Source organism: Yersinia sp. J1, assembly GCF_050586585.1.
Classification (GTDB): Bacteria; Pseudomonadota; Gammaproteobacteria; order Enterobacterales; family Enterobacteriaceae; genus Yersinia; species Yersinia entomophaga.
The window spans coordinates 422,643-443,044 of sequence record NZ_JBOBDP010000001.1; the positions used below are offsets into that span (position 1 = coordinate 422,643).

Below are 20,402 nucleotides of genomic sequence, written 5' to 3' on the forward strand. Positions count from 1 at the left end.
TGATAATGGCTTTTTATTTCTCTTCGTTTGAAAACAGGAAACCACCATTACCACTGAAAACTCATTGGGTTACTGAGTTTTTATGGCAAAGTCTGGCGGTTGCTGCGTTTATCTTGGGGGCAAACTACATCCGCTGGCGCTGGATGAATTCACTTAATTACGATGCGCTTTGGTATTCAATCCCCTTAGTAATGGCCGAAACACTGGCTTATATTGGTTCTATTTTATTTACCATAAACCTATGGAAAGTAAGAGATATTCCTGTTCTCCCCGCACCTGAAACCATCGATGACTGTATAGCTCCTGAAGAGAAGCAAGAAAATCGCCAGATAAAAGTTGATTTGTTTATTGCCACCTATAATGAAAATGTCGAATTGGTGCGCTTATCGATTCGTGATGCACTCGCCGTCAGCTATCCCTTCCCTTTAGATTATCGTATTTATGTATTAGATGATGGTAATCGAAGCGAAATGGAGGCTGTCGCAGCAGAAGAGGGAGTTAATTACTTAAGTCGGGAAAATAATATTGGATACAAAGCAGGTAATCTTCGTCATGGGCTGGATATGACGGACGGTGACTTTGTTATTATCTGTGATGCTGATACACGAGTTTTCCCCACAATATTGACGCATACTTTAGGATATTTTCGCGATATTGATGTTGCTTGGGTTCAGACTCCTCAGTGGTTTTATGATTTACCACAGGGCAAGCGATTACCTGAATGGGCAAAGCAAAAGCTAGGGTCGACAGGCTATTTTGTCGGTAAAGGGATTGAGAAGTTGGTTGGCCCGCTCACCGTGGGGCATGATCCCTTTTTTAATGATCCGCAAATGTTCTACGATGTCATTTTACGCAGACGTAATTGGGCTAATGCGGCTTTTTGCTGTGGTGCTGCATCAATTCATCGCCGTGAGGCTATTATGCAAGCTGCGTTACGTCGCTATGTAGATAATATAGAAGATGAGATTGAGAAATATACAAGTGACGTAATTGATAAACAAACCCAGGCAGACTTGGCTAAAGCCATGTTACCTCATGTGGTACAAGATACCGAGCTGATGCCATATAAGTTTCATGTTTCAGAAGATATTTATACCTCTATCGTTTTGCATGGTGATCCTGGCCGTAAATGGCGATCTGTCCTGCACCCGCAAATAGAATCAAAAATGCTCTCACCGCAGGATTTATTGACTTGGATGATCCAGAGATTTAAATATGCAGCTGGTTCAATGGATATTGCGTTGCATGACAGACTTTTCTCCAGTAAGAGGATTAAGCTCAGCGCAATACAAAAATTAATGTATGGGACTACTTTCTGGTCCTATTTTGCCTGTATCTGGAATACGGTATTTTTGATTGCCCCATTGATTTATCTTTTCACGGGTATCCCCCCCGTTTCGACTTATTCATCTCCTTTTTATTTGCATTTTTTGCCCTTCATGATTGTCTCTGAATTAGCATTTATGTTTGGAACATGGGGGATATCCGCATGGGATGGGAAATCGTCTTTTCTTGCTTTATTTTCTATGAATTTACGAGCATTGGATACAGTGCTCCGAGGAGAGAAAATCAAGTTTCATGTGACGCCAAAAGAACGTCAACAGGGCAATTTTTTATCCTTGGTTAAACCTCAACTCGCCATTATTGGGCTGACGTTATTGGGGTTGATTTGGGGAGCGATTCAGATAGCCGAAGGCAACATAAAAGACCCCTCCGGCTTTGTGATCAATATCTTTTGGGGGGCTGCAAATATTGCAGCTATGATACCGATTGTTTTAGCCGCGCTTTGGCAACCTGAGTATGCTGTGCAGGAGGTTTCCTGATGTCATTCAAATATAACCTCCTTAAGGCGCGCAGTTATCTAGCGATGGTGATCGGTATTTTAATCGCTTTCTCTATTGTGTTGTATGTCGAGAAAAACTCTCAAGATATAGAAGATTCCCGTGTCCATATCAGCTCCAGTATTGGCCGACCATTAGCACCGACTCCTCGACCACTGACTTCCGAAGAAATAATTTGGGCTAAGGCTGCATGGCAATATTTTATTAATAATACTCAGCCGAGTGGTTTAGTTAATTCCGTGGATAAATTTCCATCGTCTACAATGTGGGATACCAGTAGTTATTTTATGGCGATGATTTCAGCACAACGAATTGGTATTATTCAACAGGATGAATTTGATACCCGAATCAGCAATGCATTAGGTGCATTGGCTAAATTACCACTATTTGAAGGCAAGTTGCCTAATAAAGCGTATAATACACAGACTCTGTCTATGGTTAATTATATTAATCAGCCCAGTACCAAAGGTATAGGTTGGTCGGCTATTGATATTAGTCGAATGATGGTGCCATTAAATATATTAGTTTGGAATTATCCCCAGCATGCTGTCGAGGTCAATAAGGTTATTTCGCGTTGGCAATTGGAAGCGCTAGTGGCCGATGATCAATTACAAGGATCGGTAGTTGATGATAAAACTCAGATCATTTCCTTACATCAGGAAGGGCGTATTGGGTATGAGCAATATGCTGCACGAACCCTGCAACTGGTTGGTATTAATGCTAGTTTAGCCCTTGATTACACTGCACATCTACAATTTATTAAAGTTGAAGGAATACTGGTGCCTGATGATGATCGTATCTCGCAAAAAGAGGGGGCGAATACATTTATCGTCAGCGAACCCTATATTTTGACAGGTTTGGAACTGGGTTTTGATCTTTATTCATCCGAATTAGCATGGCGGGTTTTTAAAGCTCAGGAGAATCGTTTTCAGCGTACCGGTATATATACCTCCGTCAGTGAGGACCATGTTGATAAAGCACCTTACTTTATTTATAGCACACTGCATTATGCTGATGAAGATTGGGCTGTAATTACGGATAAAGGCGAGCGCGTTAATCAGTTGCGACAATTATCAACTAAATCGGCATTTAGTTGGTATGCCCTATGGCGCACACCTTATAGTGAACAGACACGAAATCAATTAAATAGCTTGATGGATTCGAGTAAAGGTTGGTATAGCGGAATTTATGAAGTTAATAATAAAATAAATACTTCACTAAATGCCAATACCAATGGCGTGGTGTTGGAAAGTTTGGCTTTTATCAATGGCGGAAGACTACTTTGTGCTGCCTGTACTCAGGTGATGCAATCCGTTGGCGCAACAGATAAACAACTAAAGTAGGAAGATTTTATGATGGGAAATCAGTCATTTTTGATAAAGATAAGTCTCATTCTTAAGGCTGGCTGCTTAATGTTGATTCTTTCGCTCATGCCGTCTTTTAATACCTTAGCCGAATTACCGGGTGATAAATTAGCTGCTGAAAACTACCCTGTGCGGCACGGTGAGTTAACGCCCAGAGAGATGGCGGTTGCAGTTAATGCCTGGCAATATTTTGTCCATAATTTACAGCCTACAACAGGGCTTGTTAATGCAGTTAATAATTATCCTTCGACCACCATGTGGGACAGTGCATCTTATTTGGCAGCGCTGGTTTCAGCTCGCGAATTAGGGATTATTAATAAAGAAGAATTCGATCATCGTATGTTACCATTTTTGAAAACACTGAATAACTTATCGTTATTTCAGGGGCAATTACCGAATAAAGCGTACAACACAATAACTGCTGAAAAAGTTAACTATCTTAATAAGCCGGGTGAGATAGGATTTTCCGCTATTGATACTGGGCGTATGTTAATTTGGTTGAAAATTATTAAAGAACGTTACCCTGAATATGCTAATAGTATTGATAACGTGGTATTGGATTGGGATTTCTCACATGTCATCGATGATTGCGGTACGTTATATGGCGCGATATTAGATAAAAATAATACGCCTCAGTATGTACAGGAAGGGCGATTGGGCTATGAGGAATACGCCGCCAGTGGCTTCCAACTTTGGGGGTTTTCAACCTGTCAGGCATCGCGACCTGAACCTTATGATTTGGCAAAAATTTACTGCGTATTAGTGCCTTATGATTCACGGGACCCACGCACTAATAACCAACATAACTATGTAGTGACTGAATCCTATATCTTGCATGGTTTTGAAATGGGTTGGGATCGCAGTGATGATCGGGCCAATAAAGCAGGAAGCTACAGTCATCCGTGGATGAAGAACTTTGCTAATCGTGTCTATCAGGCACAGGAAAATCGTTATCGTGAAACGGGAATACTGACGGCGCGTTCAGAACATCAGTTGGATAAAGCCCCTTACTTTGTTTACGACACGGTTTTCGCCGATGGTTATAACTGGAATACAATCACCGACCAAGGTGTTTTTGTCCCTGAAAATGCGGCAGTATCATTAAAAGCTGCGTTAGGCATGTGGGTATTGTGGCATTCGCCCTATACCGACAGGCTATTTGATGCGATAGAGAATGCCAATGTGAAAGGATTGGGTTTCAACGAAGGACTTTATGAGAATGGACATGGGCCGATAAATGAATTTACGGCAAATAATAATGGCATCATGCTAGAAGCCTTGTTATTTAAAAAAGAAGGGAAAATACTTCGCTTCACCAGTGGTGATCCCAGCCACAGCGACTATATTCCGTCGCTGTGGGAACGGCAGTTAATTAACGGGTTTGACACGAATAACAGCAAACGAAATAGGCCATATATTGATGCAACTCCTAGCCTGAAAGCATTTTGTGATCAATCGGGCATCGCGATACGTAAAGCACCAAATTGTAAGAGCTGCCAGTGCGCTCAGTGTCAAGATGAAAGCAGCAGCAATAATAATTTATTTAAATTACCGGCAGCAACATCATGCGCAAAACAGTGACGTCTGCCGCTATTGCCTGGGTTATTGGTGCTGGGCTACTGGGTGCTGCGTTTACGGGCGGTATGTTTGTGGCAAGCAGTATTACTCCCAATTCCGTTGCCTATTCAGCCCGTAGTGGTGTGTTATCAGATAATGAGCAATTATGGGCGAAAGTCGCTTGGCGTTACTTTGTTAATAATACGCAAATGGGCACTGGGTTGGTTAATTCGTTGGATAATTACCCGGTTGTTAATTTCTGGCAAATCGGTGACACCTTTGTTGCATTAACCGCCGCTGCTCAATTAGGCCTCATTAATCGGCAGGAGTTTGATCAGCGCCTTTCACTCTTATTGGCAACGATCAGTCAGTTACCTTTGGTTGAGGGGAAAACGCCAAATTTGCTTTATAACACTGTCAACGGGCAGATGATTGATTATGCTCATCAGCCAAAACCGTTGGGGTGGTCGGCACAAGATATCGGCCGCTTAATGGTTGGTTTGAAAGTTGTTGCACGTTTTTATCCTGAATATGCCGAGTATCTGGATAAGGTTCTATTACGATGGAATTTTTGTCAGATTATTGATGGTAACGGTGAGTTACTGAAATCGTCTACTGTTAATGGCCAATTTATCGCCAAGCCAGAAGGCGTGTTGGGTTACAGCGAATATACCGCAGGCGCATTTGGGCTGTGGGGGTTTCCTGTAGGAATATCAGCTAATCTTCCTTATAACACCACGTTCATTTATGGCATCCCCATCGATTTCGATATCAGAGATGCTCGAATAACCTATGTACCCACTATTGTTGTCAGTTTGCCTTATTTACTGACAGCGATGGAATTAAAGAATACCCCAATATTTAAACAGCAGAAAAAACGGATAGATAATATTTATCGAGTACAGGAAATACGCTGGAAAAAAGAACATATATTGACGGCGCGTAGTGATTACTTGACCTCGGTTGCGCCCTATCACGTTTACGATACGGTGTTCGCTAACGGTTATCATTGGAATACTATTAGCGAGGACGGGCAATTTCACCCTGATTTGGCATTGGTATCCACCCGTGCAGTTTTTGGCTTATGGGTTTTGTGGAATAGTCCTTATACCGATGCATTAATGAAGTTGACTCAAATGCAGCATGATGAAAAACGCGGGTGGTATGAAGGGCGTTATGAAAATAATGGCGCGTATAACAAGACAATTAGTCTGACGACCAATGCTATGGTCTTGGAAACGCTGCTCTATAAAGTGGCGGGGAGCTTAATTAATACCGATCCTACTGCGGGATATCTGGACGTGCGTATGAGTGATGCTTTTTCACGTCCGCAATTATGCCTGCCGCAAGAAAGAGTCATCCGTCGAGAGGTCGCATCGAAATGAACATTAATTATCGGTGTAGAACTTCTATTTTAAGTTTGGGATTTCTTTTGCAGCTTATCTCGTCGGTTGTGGTTGCTCAGTTGCCATCCACGTCAGATTTGTCCGGTCAGTGGCGAATACGGGATGGCAATCCGCCAGCTTCTGAAGCCTGGCGTGACACCTTGGATGACAGCCAGTGGCAATATTTGAAAGTGCCCGCTAATTGGTATAGTGAGGGCGTCGATCATCAAGGCGTATTATGGTATCGCACTCGGTTTACATTACCGGTTTTAGATACCGATGATATGGCGACTTTGGTATTCGATGGCGTCGACTATCAAACGGACATTTGGCTCAACAATCAACAAGCAGGGCGACATCAGGGTTATTTTCAACGATTTAGCGTCGATATAACCGATATGGCTCGAATAGATAATGTGCTGGCTGTGCGTGTAGATAGCCCTTACGAAACTCCGGGGAAAATTTGGTCATTTCATAAGCAACTAATTAAGGGCGTGTTCAATCATCATGACACCCGACCCGGTGGAGCGTGGTCGGATCGCGGACAAGATGCCAATTCGGGCGGGATTTGGGCTCCGGTGGCGTCACATATCAGTCGTGGTGCCGTTATAGATAATGTACTGGCCGTGCCTGACTGGTCACGGGGGCTTGAACATCCGATTCTAAAAGTGAGTTTGGATTATCGTGCCAACCGCAACCGTTCTGTTGTTATGTTGCTACGTTTGATACCTGATAATTTCATCGGCCAATCTTATCAACTGGAGAAAAGTGTTTCACTGGTTGCCAGTCAGCATAATGCACAAACTCTCACCACCAATTTTCTTATTGATAACCCCGCATTGTGGTGGGTGTCAGGTCATGGGAAACAAAATCTTTATCGGCTAGAGGTCAGTTTCTCGGATCGTTTTGGCATGATGGATGAAAAACATGTTCGCACCGGCTTACGGCAAATTGCGATAGACCCGCAAGAGCAAAGTTGGTCAATCAATGGCAAGCGCCTATTCATTAGAGGGACGAACTATATTGGTAGCCCGTGGTTGGGAAGCTTGACCTCAGCCGATTATCACCGTGATTTAGTTATGATGCAGCAGGCCAATATCAATGCCATAAGGGTACATGCTCATGTGGCTGGGCGGGCGTTGTACGATCTGGCTGATGAGATGGGGATACTACTCTGGCAAGACTTTCCGCTGCAATGGGGATACGATAATTCAGCCTCTTTTGCCAGAGAGGCAGCCAGACAGGCCGCAGATATGACACGGCAATTTGGCAGTCACCCAGCGATTGTATTGTGGTCTGGGCACAATGAACCTCCCTGGGATGCTACCTGGATGCAATATCGTTATTCAGACTGGCGGCCAGACACCAACCGGGCGTTAACCGCGAGCGTTGCACAGGTGCTCAGTCAGGATCATAGCCGAATCACTCATGCTTACTCATCAACCGCAGAACACTATTGGCAAGGGTGGTACTCAGGGCAGAAAAATGATCATCTTAAGCCGGCAACTACCTCAATAATCAGCGAGTTTGGCGCGCAAGCCTTACCTGATTTGGCAACGTTAAAAACGATAATTCCGCGCGCTGATCTGTGGCCAAAAACGACGGATAAACAAGATGAAGGTTGGCGCATCTGGGCATACCATAATTTTCAACCTCATGAGACATTTGAATTAGCTAAAGTGATTCGTGGGCCAAATATCAATACGTTTATCAATAACAGCCAACAGTATCAGGCAAGTTTGATCCAACTCGCCGCAGAGAGTTATCGACGCCAACGTTATCAACCGGTCGCTGCATTATTTCACTTTATGTTCACTGAAAACTGGCCGTCAATTAACTGGGGCGTTGTGGACTATCTCCGTCATCCTAAACCGGGTTATTTTGCTTTGCAGCGAGCTTATCAACCCGTTTTACCTTCTATAGAACCTAAAACAGAAAATTGGGGTCAGGGACAGACAGGGCGTATTGATTTATGGGCCATCAACGATAATTGGCTCAACTATCAAAAAGCATCATTACATTGGAAAATATTGCAAAGTGGCATGGTTTTATCTGAGGGATCGCAGAAAATAAAATTAATGGCGGATAGCGGTCAAAAAGTGATTGAATTGCAAGTTATCCCTCGTGGGATTCAGCCAATGAATGTAATGAGTGACATTATTAACGAACGGGGTGAGATATTAGGCCACAATGAACTCGAAATTCACATTCAACCTTAACTAATACTGCTCATTATTAGCAGAGAATACTTAAGTTCGTCTAGATTGTGGCCGACACTATCTTAAATAGTAGAGTGATCCTATGCTTTAGCCAATAGTGATTATAAGAGTATAGATATTATATGAATCTTTCTCCATTCAGTGCCCATACCCAGCAATCACCCTCATCTTGGCTTTCATTTAAGTTACAACAAAATATTTTGCTGCCGCTGTTTATTTTCATTGTTGGGCTGGTTATTTCAGGTGTGGGAGCATGGTGGCTTTATAACGAAATTGAAGCCAATGCAAAAATAGATTTTCAACGTAATGTTGACAGAGTTTCTGGGGAGGTTGAGCGGCGTTTCAATCTACCTATTTATGGTATGAATGGTGCAAAAGGAACCTATGCGGCGGACGGTGATCTAACCCATAAACAATTTCATGCCTATGTTGCCTCACGTAATTTACCGGTGGAGTTTCCTGGTGTGAGGGGATTTGGTTTTATTCAGCGGGTGCAACGCAACCAGTTAAATTCCTTTATTGCGGATGTCCGAGCTGACGGTGCACCAAACTACGCTCTACGTCAGTTGCAAGATAAACAACATGATGATTTGTATATTATTAGATATATAGAGCCATCAGAAGGAAACCAAGGTGCGGAAGGATTAGATGTTGGCTCTGAGCCGGTACGACGAGCTGCGGTACTCTCGGCAATAGACAGTGGTAAACCGACCCTTTCAGGGGCTATTCATCTTGTCCAGTCTAACTTTAAAGCTCCCGGGGTACTGCTTTTTGTTCCTGTATATATTTATGGCTCAAATCCTACCACTCCAGCTGAAAGGCGGGCGTCATTAGTGGGTGTTCTCTATTCCCCCATCGCAATTGCAGAACTATTAAGTGATATTCCTGAGTCTATGAATGGGCGAGTGGATGTTGAACTATTTGATAGTCTTAACGATTTGTCTAATAAAAATTTGATCTTTGACGCGGACAGTAGCAAATCCGCTGATTTTTCCCCTACCGAACTGCAAAGCGATAAAGTCCTATCCGCGAGAATATTCCATAGCACCAATGTATTACGGTTGCCGGGTCGTGATATGACACTGCGAATCAGTAGTACACCTACGTTCGAAGCGCAGATAGAGCGTTATGTCCCCTGGCTGTTATTTGCTTTTGGACTTTTGCTCAGTTCAGCATTCGCTTTACTTATTCGCCAGCAAGTCAGTGGGCGTAATCGGGCAGAAATGCTGGCTCGGAATATGACTGCAGATCTTGAACGCTTGGCTTTAGTTGCCAAAAATACTTCTAACGCCGTTGTTATTACCGATGTAAAACGTAATATCGTTTGGGTTAACGAGGGGTTTGAACGTATTACCGGATACAGCCAAGCCGAAGCCTTCGGCAAGTCGCCGGGGAGATTACTGCAATGCAAAAATACAGATCGGGGTGTAGCCAGTCAGATGAGGGTGGCGTTAGATGCCGGAGAGCCATTTAAGGGTGAAATCGTCAACTGTACTAAATCAGGGCAAGAATATTGGGTTGAGCTGGAGATCCAACCGCGTTATAACGATAAGAATGAGCCAATCGGCTTTATGGCTATTGAGTCGGATATTAGTGAACGTAAAGCGACTTATCAACGTCTTGAAGTGGCCTTGCGTGAAAATGATGCTTTACTCAGCACCCTTAATTTACACGGCATTACTTCTACCGCAGATCGAGATGGAATAATCACGGATGTTAATGACGCATTTTGTACTATTAGTGGTTACAGCCGCGAAGAACTTATGGGGCAGACTTACCGCTTAGTTGATTCTCATACGCACTCGACTGATTTTTGGCAATCGATGTGGAATGATATTGCTAATGGAATCTCGTGGCGTGGCGAAATTTGTAATAAAGCTAAAGATGGTTCTTTATATTGGGTCGATACTACGATTGCTCCGTTTAATAATAGTTCTGGCCAGGTTGAGCGTTATATTTCCATTCAAGTTGATATTACCGCCAATAAAAATCAACAAGCCAATCTTATTATTGCTAAAAATCAATTAGTCAGAGCGGCAGATGTCGCTGAGTTAGGTATTTGGACCTGGAACATTCCAGAAGACACGCTTTCTTTCGATGATCGGATGAATGATATCTATGGTGTCCCTGAGGAATTACATAATGCTCCTATCCCGTTGGCATATTGGTATAGCCTCTTGCATCAAGAGGATGTTCCCAATGTTAAAAGCGCGATAAAAGCTGCATTAGAAAATAAAAGTGTCTATCGTCAGGTTTTCCGTATTGTGGTGAAAAATCAAGTCCATTTTATTCAATCAACTGGAACGGTTGAACAGGATGAAAATGGAAAAGCCTTATTGATGATGGGAATTAATCGGGATATTACTCAACAACGTGAGGCCGAAAATATCCTGAAAACAGCAAGAGAAGCGGCTGAAAAAGCTAATAAGGCCAAGTCTGCATTTTTGGCTAATATGAGTCATGAACTACGGACCCCGATGAATGCCATCCTCGGCATGCTGACATTACTGCGTAGAACGGGACTTGATAGGAAACAAGCTGATTATGCCGTTAAAAGTGAAGCCGCCACGCGTACTTTACTGCGATTGCTGAACGATATTTTGGACTTCTCCAAAATCGAATCCGGTAAAATGGAACTGGAATGCATTCCTTTTGACATTCATATCATGCTGCGTGATTTGGCGGTTATCTTATCGAGCTATCTGAAGGTTAAAAAGGTTGAGGTCTTATTTGATATTGACCCTTCACTACCTCAGTTTGTTGAGGGAGATAGTATGCGACTTCAACAGATATTAACCAATCTGGGGGGCAATGCGCTGAAGTTTACCGAACTTGGTGAGGTGGTGCTTTTCATCAAGGTTATAGCGCAGGATAGCCATCAAGTGACGTTGCATTTTGGGGTGCGCGATACCGGAATTGGCATTGCGCCAGAGAATCAGGAAAGTATTTTTAGTGGTTTTACGCAAGCTGAAGCCTCGACAACGCGCCGGTTTGGTGGCACGGGCTTAGGGTTAGTGATAAGCCAGCGCTTTGTTGCACTGATGGGGGGGACGCTCACCTTAGAAAGCCAACTGGGTCAGGGGAGTCTATTTCATTTCACTATCACGCTGCCGCTGCCTTCTTATACCAATCTGGTTATAAATAATGAAACACCAGATACGTTGGCAAGCAGAGCGGAGGCATTGAATCATTTACGGGTCTTGGTCGTTGATGATAATCCGACGGCCTGTAACCTGATCAAGCAGATGGGGGAATCGCTAAAGTGGAGCGTTGATGTTGCAACCAGCGGTAGTGATGCACTGCAACTGATGAGACAGCAGCATGAAAGGGGTATGACTTACGGGGCGCTCTTTATTGACTGGCAAATGCCGGGGTTAGATGGCTGGCAGACCAGTAAATGTGTGCGTGAAATGATGCCAGTAGATAACGGCCCTATTATTGTCATGATAACCGCCCATGATCGCGAAATGTTATTACAGCGTAGCGAAGAAGATCAGGCATTACTAGATGGTTATCTGGTTAAGCCGATCACGGCATCTATGTTGTTGGATTCAGTGAACGATGCATTAAGTGAACGCAAACAACCTGATGTTGTGAAACCGGCAATAGCCGAATCTTTACACCGACTGTCTGGTATAAGACTGTTAATTGTTGAAGATAACTTGAATAACCAACAAATAGCCCGCGAGTTACTTGAGGATGAGGGGGCTGTGGTCAGTATTGCTAACCATGGTAAAGAGGCGATTGAGATATTAGAACATCATCCGTCTTCATTTGATCTGGTCTTGATGGATTTACAAATGCCGGTTATGGATGGCTTTAATGCGACAAAGTATATTCGAAAAAGTATTGGGTTAAAAAACTTACCGATTATAGCCATGACAGCCAATGCGATGGTATCTGATCGTGATGCCTGCCTTGCTGCGGGCATGAATGAGCATATTGGTAAACCCTTTGACTTGAATAATCTAATACACATCGTCCTAAAATACAGTGGGCAAGCTGATGTTGCCGCCACGGTTAGTTATATGACCCCTCGCTTGTTATCTGCTGAATTAAAAAATGTTGCGGCAACGGCAGGAATTGATGTTGATGTTGCCCTTAATCGATTAGGAGGCAATATTACGCTATACCAAAAAATGCTGTCGCTGCTCAGTGAGGATTTGGCTAATTTCCCCACTCAGTTGGAGACATTGTTGACTGCAGGCGACCATATGTCTGCATCTCGTCTGTTACACACTGTCAAGGGACTTGCCGCGCAACTGGGGGCCACTGAACTCTCTTTGAGCGCAGGGCAGGGAGAAAAGTTATTTAGCCAGAATGCAATACCTACAGCAGACACGATTAATCAATTACTGAGCGAGATGAGAAATAAAGTATCCGCTATACAATCTGGGATAGTGACATTAATCCAAATGCTATCGCAGGATAATGTGAGGAATGTCCCGGCAGAGGTATTTGATATACAACCTATTGAGTCGGAATTGAATCGTTTGATCTTGTTATTACAAAACTCTGATATGGCTGCGTTAGAGGTGATGAATAAATTGATGACGACTTTTGCTGAACAACTTAATGGACAATTATCTATCCTTAATGATGCAGTCAATCAATTAGACTTTGCCAAAGCTATCCAGCTATGCCAAACCCTAATGGTTAACCTTCCTACTCGGAGAAATAAGAAGACATGACTATAATCCATTCTTTTTCTCAAGATTTGGCCTTAAATTTACCAGGGGTTGGGAAACCCAAGATCCTTATTGTTGACGATCATCCGATAAATATTCAGATGCTCTATCAAGCATTTTGTTCGGATTATCATGTGTGTATGGCAACCAGCGGTAAACAGGCGCTCGACGTCTGTCTCAGTCAACATCCAGACTTGATTCTGCTGGATGTCGAAATGCCCGGAATGAATGGTTTTGAGGTCTGCACCAGACTTAAGGCATCGCCAGACACGCAGGATATTCCTGTTATCTTTGTCACTGCGCATATTGATGAAGAGACCGAAACCCGCTGCTTTAGTGAAGGTGCCGTAGATTTTATCAGTAAACCGATTAACAGAAACACCGTTCGGGCGAGAGTGAAAACACACTTATTGCTTAAAGCTCAATCTGACTTATTACGCCAACTCGTCTATTTAGATGGATTAACCGAAGTACATAACCGGCGTTACTTTGATAAACAGTTAGAAGTGGAGTGGAAACTATCAAATCGTAACCAGACTCCACTTGGCATGATTATGATTGATGTTGATTTTTTCAAAAAATATAATGACTTATATGGGCATCAGGCCGGGGACGATTGTTTGCGGAGGGTTGCAAAGGTTATCCGAGATACACTCAGACGCCCTGCTGATCTGGTGGCCCGTTATGGCGGCGAAGAATTCATCTGTTTGCTCCCCGACACCGAGTTAGTTGGAGCAATGGATGTTGCGGAAACTATCAGACTGCATATTCTTGAGCAAAAAATCCCACATTCTGGCTCCACTGTTTACCCGTTTGTCAGTGTTAGTTTGGGGGTCTGTTGTAAAGAAACCCATAGTGTAGATTCACCCTCGAGTCTTTTGCTCAAGGCTGATAAACAACTGTATCTGGCAAAGAATAGCGGTAGAAATAAGGTGAGTGGTCAGTGTGTTATCTGAGTGAGGTATAAGGGGCTTTTTATCAACAAAGATAGGATTCGCGCTCTTCAGTTTAGCGTGGAGCGGTTTTAGTGCGCATGGCAGATGAAACGAGACATGCACCGCTATCAATTATGCTGCGGTATTTATTGAAGATTCAGGCTTGACGCTTTCAATATGGATACTGGGAATATAAGTAAAAGATCTGCCTAATGTCACCGTCCAATAAACCCTACCAAACTAAAGCCAATCAGTGATCGAATCCTGCAATCTGTTACAGCCTTAAGAATTACAGGTATAATCCTAGAAATTATTCAACTGGTTTAGAAACGAAGATGACAAAACTCACCTTACAAGAGCAGATGCTCAAAGCTGGATTAGTAACCAGCAAAAAAATGGCCAAAGTCCAAAAAATGGCTAAAAAATCTCGGGTGCAGGCTCGTGAGGCAAGAGAGGCTGTGGAAGAAAATAAAAAGGCACAGCTTGAGCGCGATAAACAACTAAGCGAACAACAGAAACAAGCGGCTTTATCTAAAGAACATAAAGCTCAAGTGAAACAGCTTATTGAAATGAATAGAATCAATATCTCAAAAGGTAATATTGATTTTAACTTCACAGATAATAATTTAATTAAAAAAATAGCTGTGGATAAGCTTACTCAATCTCAGTTGATCAGTGGTCGCCTGGCTATTGCTCGTTTGGCTGCTGATAACAGTGATGAGAGAGAGTATGCAATTATTCCTGCGAGCGTAGCCGATAAAATTGCGCAGCGAGATGCGAGCAGTATTGTATTAAATAGCGCGCTTAGTCAGGAAGAACAAGACGAAGAAGATCCCTATGCTGATTTTAAAGTCCCAGACGATTTGATGTGGTAATTAACGCTTTGCCGATCCCGATATATGAAAAGTCCTAACGGGCTTTTCATTAAGTTTTCATGTCCAATCCGTTCAGCGAAAAACGCCAATGCCGCGTATGATTTTCACTGTTCGCGATAGATATCAGGTTTACAGTCAACACTATCTGATTAATCACTCTCATTTCCACTTTAATGCCATACTCCGTGCCTTCGCGGCAGCATCATGAGAGATATTTTCGCTATCAGAACGGGCTAGTATGACGGGCTTTGATCAACTCTTGGCTGATGGGATGAACAAAATGCAACTCACTTGCGTGCAGCATCAGCCGCGCTGTCTGTTCGGTGCCGGGTAACCGAAGGCCGCCATACAGGTCACAGCCCAAAATAGGGTGGCCCAACTGCTGACAGTGAATGCGGAGCTGATGAGTTCGCCCGGTTTCCGGTATTAGCCGTACTCGCGTCAATGGCAGTAACCTCCCATCTTCCAGCTCGCGATAAAAGCGCTCAACGACCCGATAATGGGAACGAGCAGGTTTGCCGCGGATTGAACAAATCGACATCAACGGAAACAGCGCCGCATCTTTGGCAATCGCCGCGTCTATCACCCCTTCATCGTTGTCCAGATGCCCGCAAAGCAGCGCGCTATAAACTTTGGTCACTGTACGTCGGCTAAACTGCTGGCAGAGCGCGGCATTGATAGCCTTATTGCGGGCAATAACCATCAGCCCGGAAGTACCGAAATCAAGGCGATGAACCAGTGTACAGCCAGGGAATATTTGTACCAGCCGATGGTGTACCGAGTCGAGATTTTGCGGGTTTTTCCCCGAGAGACTGAGCAGTCCGGAGGGTTTATTGATAAGCACGAGGTGATCGTCCTGATAGAGATTTTCGATCTTGTCATGGCACGGCGGGGCAATAAAGGTATCGATAATCTTAGACATCAGGTGACTCGGATAGATTGTGTGAGCGGATGATAACACGCTAGTTTTAACGGATCGTTGCTATCAGCGATAGTCTTTGATAATTGCATCGACATCGATGCTCAGTATGGCGCTAAAAACGTTATCCCATATTGATCGGATTGGATGAAAAGGCGCCTGTCACAAATAAAATATCTGAGCATCCGGTCAGCGTAGGCGGTATTGCTCGGTATAGCATCGCTGTTTTGTCCGTGCCCTCAAATTGGCTGGCCGAGGTTAAAGCTATGTTCTCGAGGACCTGCCATCTTGCGGATAAGGTAAGCTTTTGTTCAGCGTTTGATTCCTCGATACCCCTCAAACTGGGGAGTCTGCTGTTATGATAAAAAAGTCGTAATATTGACTAATCTTATTGCGAGTGATGGTCGGATTTGTATGATGGAGAATATCGGGCCAGGCAAGTAAGTGAGTTGGCAACCAAACTTTGGTTGCCATTTTCTGTTCAGTAAGGGACACCCGTGCGGTCATCGTATAATGGCTATTACCTCAGCCTTCCAAGCTGATGATGCGGGTTCGATTCCCGCTGACCGCTCCAAATTTTAGATACAACTGAGGAAACGATGAAAAAATCACTGGCTACGTTGGTTTTATCATTTGGTTTTGTTGCCGCATATGCTGGCGCGTCAACAACTAAAAATCGGCTGCAATCGCCGACGCCAGGTGTTGTATGCGACACATACGTTTGTGCCGATGGCAAAAATGGCATATCAGTGCCGCTGACAGAGCGGTATTTAGGTAAGAAGAAAAGTCAGCGTTTAGCCTCTCAGGGGGATTTCGATCGCACGCAATTTACCTTTGTAAATGGCATATTCTGTGACGTGAAAGAAAGATTATGCCGTAAAGATCGTTATTACGGTATTGACGGAAAACACAGTGGCGCCATTGACACACAGACAACTGAATGGTTGTTCGGCCAGAAAAAATAGCGCGAATTTCGTATTCCTCGTGGTGCTTAACACTCCAAATCGCAAGGCTCACTTCGGCTGAAGGCCGCGAGCATTCCCATGGGGCTTTGCCCGTAGAAGGTTCATGTTGAATCTCAATTCGTCCAACCGCCATCGGAATAAATGGCGGTTGGCGAGGGGGAGTTAAAACGAGATTACTTCACTTTGGTTATTTGTTTGACATCTAACTCAACGGAGTTCCAGTCTTTATCTATTTTCCCTTGCAATTCTACGGTATCTTTCGGGGTCACCGTCAGGCCATACCAACGCTTATGATCGATATCTACGGTCATGGTGCCAGTTGCATCGCGGAACAGGTAATGATCGCTGCCAATACGCTGCTCGATGTTCCCGCGCAGTGTCATCCAAGAGTCATCCCGCATGGTTTTGGCTTTATCCACGGTGGTTGCTATGCCAGTTGGGCCGTTAAATCCCCCGGTCATTGGTGCGGTCTGTTGCACAGGAGCATTCGGATCCAAAAAACCGCCGTTCTGAGCGAAGGCTGGGGCACTGCCTACGGCAATCATGGCTAATAAAGCGGCTACTTTTTTCATTCTTGGTCTCTCCATTCAAATATCAGCATCGATACGTGCTGTCATTTCTCTTCAGGAGCCATTACATCAAAGAATTCTTAACAAGATCTTAAGGCTCTATTTTAATCGCCTATTTTTTTCAAAACTGCCAACGAGGCCTAATCCGCAGGGTGTGATGCTGTACAAAGCCTTTGTTACTCATAAGATAGAGATATACGACACGCAATATGGGACATAACCATGCGAGTGCTACTCCTTGAAGACGACACGCTGATCGGTGACGGTATTAAGGTTGGTTTGATAAAAATGGGCTTTACCGTTGATTGGTTTACCGACGGCCAACAAGGTCTGGTCGCTCTGGGTGCCGCATCTTACGATGCGGTGGTTCTCGATCTCAGCCTGCCAAGAATGGATGGCCTCGATATTTTACGCAACTGGCGACAGAACGGCCATGAAGAGCCAGTACTTATCCTCACGGCACGCGATGCATTAGAACAACGCGTGTCCGGGTTACAGCAGGGTGCAGATGACTATTTATGCAAACCTTTTGCGCTGATTGAAGTCGCAGCCCGCCTGCAAGCGCTGATTCGCCGCCGTCACGGGCAGGTACAAACCACGCTAAGTCACGGTTCAGTCAGGCTTGATCCGGTTAATCTCACTGTAACTAAAGGTGATGAGCCGTTATTTATAAAGCCTAAAGAGTTTGCCCTACTAGAACTGCTATTACGCAATGAAGGACGGGTGTTACCTCGTTCATTAATTGAAGAGAAAATCTATAACTGGGATGACGAAATTTCCAGTAACGCCGTAGAAGTGCATATTCACCATCTACGCCGTAAACTCGGCAACCACTTTATCCGCACCGTACATGGCATTGGCTACACGCTTGGAGAGGCGTAATGAAATTCTTCAATCAAAGTTTACGTTTACGTCTGATTGTGTGGTTTATTTTACTCGTCGCAGTGACATGGGGATGTGCCAGCCTGCTGGCCTGGAAACAAACTCGTCATAATGTCAATGAGTTGTTCGATACTCAGCAAATGCTATTTGCCAAGCGGCTGACTGCACTGAATATCAGCGAACTCCGAGAGGAAAACCCGCCGCTCCCGCGAAGTAAAAAAATGGTGCGCCATAACCGTGGTAATGTAGATGACGATGCCCTGGCATTCGCCATTTTCACCACGGAAGGCAAAATGGTGCTTAATGACGGTGACAATGGTCCTCATTTGCAATATCACTACCAGAGAGAGGGTTTTACCGAAGGTCGATTAGAGGGCGATAACGATTTATGGCGTTTGGTATGGCTAACCACGCCAGATGGACAATATCGTATCGTCGTGGGTCAGGAATCGGATTACCGGCGTGATATGGTGCTGGATATTGTCAAAGCGCAGTTGGTGCCGTGGCTTATCGCTCTACCTATCATGGTTTTATTGCTTATCTGGTTGGTAACACGTGAGCTCGCTTCGCTGCGCCGATTAGCAACCCGCCTGAGCCAGCGCCAGCCTGACGATGAAACGCCGCTGCCGTTGACTGCGATTCCAAGTGAAGTCAAACCGCTGGTGACGGCGCTAAACAGCCTATTTGCCCGAACGGGTAATATGCTGGTGCGCGAACGTCGTTTCACATCGGATGCTGCCCATGAGCTGCGTAGTCCGTTGGCCGCACTTAAGGTACAAACTGAGGTCGTTCAGCTGGCACAAGATGATACCGAGATACGAAATCGCGCTTTAGCCAATCTGACAAAAGGCATCGATCGCGCCACACGCCTAGTGGATCAGTTACTTACACTATCGAGGCTGGATTCATTATCGGGGTTAGATGATGTGCAAGACATTGCCATGCAGGATATCTTGCAAACTGCCGTGATGGATCATTATCACACTGCTCAGGCAAATGGCGTGGAACTCATACTGGATATTCGTCAGCCACCGTCACAGCGTCGCGGTCAGCCCTTATTATTGGCATTATTGATACGTAATTTGCTAGATAATGCTATTCGCTATAGTCCGCGTGGCACCACGGTCAAGATCACGTTAGATGCACAGGGATTTAGCGTCGAAGACAATGGCTCAGGCGTTAGCCCCGAATTTTTACAACGCATCGGGGAACGCTTTTTCCGACCGCCGGGGCAAGAGACATCCGGCAGTGGATTAGGCTTATCCATCGTACAGCGCATTGCGGTATTGCATGGAATGACCACGAGTTTTAGCGCTGGGAAGAACGGTGGATTTCGGGGCGAGGTGAGCTGGTGGTAGATTTTTGCTATTTCGTTATTTCAACTATCATAATTGGTGCAGCTGGATACATATAACACTAACAAATATTCTGGGTCAATGTAGAAGGGAGCAGATTGTTAGATAACTTTACGTATATCTTTCTTCTATTAATAGATTACTGCCAATAGCATTGAAATCAATCAGAATGTGTATCGGCGCGCGATGATATTTTATGTTTGGTAAATAAATATAAGGGATTAGTTAAATATTTATATCACTTATATTTAACTAATCCCTTAGATGGAAATAATTATAGAAATCACTCTGTTTAATATTTGTTTATAAAATATGCTTTTTGAATCTGATATGTTTATTCGGCAAATTTGATAAGGAGGTTATTATGTCTGGATTTGTGGATTTCAAACTGGTTCATTCAGGAGCGCCAGTTACAATTAGTAAAACGGCTATTCTATATGTCGAGGAAAACACTCGCGAGGCTAATGTCACCAACTTACATTGTGTTGGTAGTATCACCCATGTTGTTAGCGCAACATACGCTGAAGTTCGCAAGAAACTACCCAAATTTATCGAAACAAAACGCAGTGACAATGGAACGCCAAAAGTGGCATTACACGACTGGAATGTTTCATATATAGAGAAAAGCAGCAGCGGTACTGCAATAGTCTATTTTACAGAGCAAGGACTTAGTGTTCCTGTAGCAGAGCCGTATGAGAATATTATTAAAATTTTCCATGCGATATAATATTAAATAACCTGAGCAAGGTGGGGTAAAGCCCCCACTAACCCTGAACTTATCTTGGTTAATAACGGTTAAATCATGCATACATTGATGATTTACTTTCATTAGTGTATGCATGGCTACC

At 44.0% G+C, this 20,402-nt stretch carries 14 protein-coding genes and 1 tRNA gene; 13 read left to right on the top strand and 2 right to left on the bottom strand.

Annotated features, from left to right (window positions below; all coding sequences use genetic code 11):
* Nucleotides 1-5 precede the first annotated feature (5 nt).
* The 8 genes from ACQ4OC_RS01890 to ACQ4OC_RS01925 all read left to right on the top strand — a co-directional run bounded on the left by ACQ4OC_RS01890 (nt 6) and on the right by ACQ4OC_RS01925 (nt 14,864).
* Nucleotides 6-1,823, top strand: coding sequence for a glycosyltransferase family 2 protein (locus ACQ4OC_RS01890; protein ID WP_120806241.1), 1,818 nt, complete (start codon nt 6-8; stop codon nt 1,821-1,823).
* On the top strand, nt 1,823-3,184 hold the full coding sequence (locus ACQ4OC_RS01895; protein ID WP_064513204.1) for a DUF3131 domain-containing protein: 1,362 nt from the start codon (nt 1,823-1,825) through the stop codon (nt 3,182-3,184). The genes ACQ4OC_RS01890 and ACQ4OC_RS01895 overlap by 1 nt, the downstream gene beginning before the upstream one ends.
* Before the next feature lie 87 nt (nt 3,185-3,271).
* Entirely contained in the window at nt 3,272-4,786 is a 1,515-nt protein-coding gene (locus ACQ4OC_RS01900; protein ID WP_064518236.1) for a DUF3131 domain-containing protein, read from the top strand.
* Nucleotides 4,771-6,147: a DUF3131 domain-containing protein gene (locus ACQ4OC_RS01905; protein ID WP_064513206.1), complete on the top strand. Its 1,377-nt coding sequence runs from the start codon at nt 4,771-4,773 to the stop codon at nt 6,145-6,147. Before ACQ4OC_RS01900 ends, ACQ4OC_RS01905 begins: the two co-directional genes overlap by 16 nt.
* Nucleotides 6,144-8,366, top strand: a complete 2,223-nt coding sequence (locus tag ACQ4OC_RS01910; RefSeq protein WP_162975188.1) for a glycoside hydrolase family 2 protein — start codon at nt 6,144-6,146, stop codon at nt 8,364-8,366. Before ACQ4OC_RS01905 ends, ACQ4OC_RS01910 begins: the two co-directional genes overlap by 4 nt.
* A gap of 122 nt (nt 8,367-8,488) precedes the next feature.
* Complete coding sequence (locus ACQ4OC_RS01915; RefSeq protein WP_064513210.1) at nt 8,489-13,057, top strand: CHASE domain-containing protein; 4,569 nt, start codon at nt 8,489-8,491, stop codon at nt 13,055-13,057.
* Nucleotides 13,054-14,010: a diguanylate cyclase gene (locus tag ACQ4OC_RS01920; RefSeq protein WP_064513212.1), complete on the top strand. Its 957-nt coding sequence runs from the start codon at nt 13,054-13,056 to the stop codon at nt 14,008-14,010. Before ACQ4OC_RS01915 ends, ACQ4OC_RS01920 begins: the two co-directional genes overlap by 4 nt.
* 314 nt (nt 14,011-14,324) lie before the next feature.
* The gene (locus ACQ4OC_RS01925) at nt 14,325-14,864 is read left to right on the top strand and encodes a DUF2058 domain-containing protein (protein ID WP_064513213.1); all 540 of its coding nucleotides are present in this window, start codon (nt 14,325-14,327) and stop codon (nt 14,862-14,864) included.
* Between the two features lie 223 nt (nt 14,865-15,087).
* On the opposite strand, the gene ACQ4OC_RS01930 is transcribed toward ACQ4OC_RS01925, so the two are convergent.
* Nucleotides 15,088-15,786 (bottom strand): RluA family pseudouridine synthase, encoded by a 699-nt coding sequence (locus ACQ4OC_RS01930; RefSeq protein WP_064513215.1) that lies wholly within the window; start codon nt 15,784-15,786, stop codon nt 15,088-15,090.
* A 496-nt stretch (nt 15,787-16,282) separates the two neighbouring features.
* Between ACQ4OC_RS01930 and ACQ4OC_RS01935 the strand changes: the two genes are divergently transcribed.
* Nucleotides 16,283-16,357 (top strand) — tRNA-Gly (locus tag ACQ4OC_RS01935).
* 25 nt (nt 16,358-16,382) lie between these two features.
* Nucleotides 16,383-16,748: a YcgJ family protein gene (locus ACQ4OC_RS01940; protein WP_430970883.1), complete on the top strand. Its 366-nt coding sequence runs from the start codon at nt 16,383-16,385 to the stop codon at nt 16,746-16,748.
* Nucleotides 16,749-16,921: 173 nt separating this feature from the next.
* Here the strand turns inward: ACQ4OC_RS01940 and ACQ4OC_RS01945 are convergent, their stop codons facing one another.
* Nucleotides 16,922-17,320, bottom strand: coding sequence for a YgiW/YdeI family stress tolerance OB fold protein (locus ACQ4OC_RS01945; protein ID WP_120806238.1), 399 nt, complete (start codon nt 17,318-17,320; stop codon nt 16,922-16,924).
* Between the two features lie 219 nt (nt 17,321-17,539).
* Between ACQ4OC_RS01945 and qseB the strand changes: the two genes are divergently transcribed.
* The 3 genes from qseB to ACQ4OC_RS01960 all read left to right on the top strand — a co-directional run bounded on the left by qseB (nt 17,540) and on the right by ACQ4OC_RS01960 (nt 20,281).
* Complete coding sequence (qseB, locus tag ACQ4OC_RS01950; RefSeq protein ID WP_120806237.1) at nt 17,540-18,199, top strand: quorum sensing response regulator transcription factor QseB; 660 nt, start codon at nt 17,540-17,542, stop codon at nt 18,197-18,199.
* The gene (gene qseC, locus ACQ4OC_RS01955; RefSeq protein WP_120806235.1) at nt 18,199-19,557 is read left to right on the top strand and encodes a quorum sensing histidine kinase QseC; all 1,359 of its coding nucleotides are present in this window, start codon (nt 18,199-18,201) and stop codon (nt 19,555-19,557) included. The genes qseB and qseC overlap by 1 nt, the downstream gene beginning before the upstream one ends.
* Before the next feature lie 361 nt (nt 19,558-19,918).
* A complete protein-coding gene (locus ACQ4OC_RS01960) occupies nt 19,919-20,281 on the top strand; it encodes a hypothetical protein (protein WP_064513219.1) in 363 nt (120 codons plus the stop codon).
* Nucleotides 20,282-20,402: the final 121 nt, after the last annotated feature.

Coding starts and splice junctions, on each gene's coding strand:
- ACQ4OC_RS01890 (WP_120806241.1), top strand. CDS start 6: ATGGCTTTTTATTTCTCTTCGTTTGAAAACAGGAAACCACCATTACCA.
- ACQ4OC_RS01895 (WP_064513204.1), top strand. CDS start 1,823: ATGTCATTCAAATATAACCTCCTTAAGGCGCGCAGTTATCTAGCGATG.
- ACQ4OC_RS01900 (WP_064518236.1), top strand. CDS start 3,272: ATGCCGTCTTTTAATACCTTAGCCGAATTACCGGGTGATAAATTAGCT.
- ACQ4OC_RS01905 (WP_064513206.1), top strand. CDS start 4,771: ATGCGCAAAACAGTGACGTCTGCCGCTATTGCCTGGGTTATTGGTGCT.
- ACQ4OC_RS01910 (WP_162975188.1), top strand. CDS start 6,144: ATGAACATTAATTATCGGTGTAGAACTTCTATTTTAAGTTTGGGATTT.
- ACQ4OC_RS01915 (WP_064513210.1), top strand. CDS start 8,489: ATGAATCTTTCTCCATTCAGTGCCCATACCCAGCAATCACCCTCATCT.
- ACQ4OC_RS01920 (WP_064513212.1), top strand. CDS start 13,054: ATGACTATAATCCATTCTTTTTCTCAAGATTTGGCCTTAAATTTACCA.
- ACQ4OC_RS01925 (WP_064513213.1), top strand. CDS start 14,325: ATGACAAAACTCACCTTACAAGAGCAGATGCTCAAAGCTGGATTAGTA.
- ACQ4OC_RS01930 (WP_064513215.1), bottom strand. CDS start 15,786: ATGTCTAAGATTATCGATACCTTTATTGCCCCGCCGTGCCATGACAAG.
- ACQ4OC_RS01940 (WP_430970883.1), top strand. CDS start 16,383: ATGAAAAAATCACTGGCTACGTTGGTTTTATCATTTGGTTTTGTTGCC.
- ACQ4OC_RS01945 (WP_120806238.1), bottom strand. CDS start 17,320: ATGAAAAAAGTAGCCGCTTTATTAGCCATGATTGCCGTAGGCAGTGCC.
- qseB (WP_120806237.1), top strand. CDS start 17,540: ATGCGAGTGCTACTCCTTGAAGACGACACGCTGATCGGTGACGGTATT.
- qseC (WP_120806235.1), top strand. CDS start 18,199: ATGAAATTCTTCAATCAAAGTTTACGTTTACGTCTGATTGTGTGGTTT.
- ACQ4OC_RS01960 (WP_064513219.1), top strand. CDS start 19,919: ATGTCTGGATTTGTGGATTTCAAACTGGTTCATTCAGGAGCGCCAGTT.